General features: G+C 52.4%; 3 protein-coding genes. 2 read left to right on the forward strand and 1 reads right to left on the reverse strand.

Features of this window, described 5'->3' with window-relative positions:
- Positions 1–218, forward strand: a 218-nt coding sequence (locus ACOCD2_RS20980) for a hypothetical protein (protein WP_293653551.1), incomplete at its 5' end; no start/stop codon positions are given.
- Between the two features lie 79 nt (positions 219–297).
- A complete protein-coding gene (locus tag ACOCD2_RS20985; RefSeq protein WP_294046224.1) occupies positions 298–843 on the forward strand; it encodes an NUDIX domain-containing protein in 546 nt (181 codons plus the stop codon).
- A gap of 87 nt (positions 844–930) precedes the next feature.
- Here the strand turns inward: ACOCD2_RS20985 and ACOCD2_RS20990 are convergent.
- Positions 931–1,166 (reverse strand): hypothetical protein (locus tag ACOCD2_RS20990; RefSeq protein ID WP_419626045.1); only part of this gene is annotated, 236 nt, incomplete at its 5' end.

The following is a 1,166-nucleotide window of genomic DNA, read 5'->3' on the forward strand; positions in this document are numbered from 1 at the left end:
ATCATCAAATGGAATGTATCAATCCATTCCCCAGGAACCGAAAGATGCCCAACAACCTACGCTACAACGACATTATTCCGGTGGGCATCGGCAAAGGGGTTGTAACCCTCATTGCCAATAGTAATGGCATCCGTTTTTTACCGCCTTCCGCACAGGTTGACACTGCGCCTGGTGCTGGCGGGTATTTCAATGTCGAGATGCCTTTGCTGAAACGGTAGATGCCGTCGCAGCACGCTTGCTAGGCGTTTCAGTTGAGGATATTTCAGCGGCCAATGGCCGCGCCCGGAGCTCAATGAAATGAGCACCGAGTATGTCGTTGGTTTTCTCTTTTCGGAAGATCTTGAATGGGTTGCGCTGATTCGTAAAGCGCGACCTGAATGGCAGGCTGGGTTGTTGAATGGGATCGGTGGCCACATTGAAAATACCGACGAATCACCTCTACATGCAATGCGTCGTGAGTTCAAAGAAGAGGCCGGCGTTTATGTTGAGGACTGGCAGCATTACGCCCGACTTTCGGAGAATGGGCAGTTCACTGTTGACTTCTTCTATGCGAGCGGTGACCTCGGAGAACTAAGGACCACAACTGATGAAAGTATTGTGGTTATTGGCGTGAACACGCTGGACACATACAAGATCGTTGAGAACGTGTCATGGCTGGTTCCGTTAGCAGTCGATTGCCTTGTGGACGGACGGCCTGGCTTCGCTGAAATCACCTACCCAAGCAAGAACAACGTGTTACCAAATCCCGTTTCTTCCGATTTAACAGAAAAGATTGGGGAAGTGCTAAACAACGTCGCCTCCTCATCCGCTGCCAGCCATGGAGAGCGAAGCGAAGGCTGGTAGTCCCCAGTAGCCGCGAGGCCGCACTGTTTTCCCGGCGTGCCTTGCGCCAGAGGGAAAACAAAGTAGGCCTCCGAACGCGGCGTCCAGTCATATGGGAGCCAAGTACGGAGCAGCAACGAGCTTGCGAAGTTGTTGCGTAGTGCTTGGTGACCAGGACGGCTGGGGCACCAATAGGTTGTCAAAGGCCGAGTCGATTTTGGGGACTGGGATGTCCCAAAATCTATCACGAGGTCGAAGACACGCTTGTGAATCGGAATTGAGAACCATGAGCGCAGAAGAGATTGCCGTTGAGTGGTGGTGGCAGTGGGACGATAAAAAGAGTG

The organism is Thiolapillus sp., from assembly GCF_048562965.1.
GTDB lineage: Bacteria > Pseudomonadota > Gammaproteobacteria > Chromatiales > Chromatiaceae > Thiolapillus > Thiolapillus brandeum_A.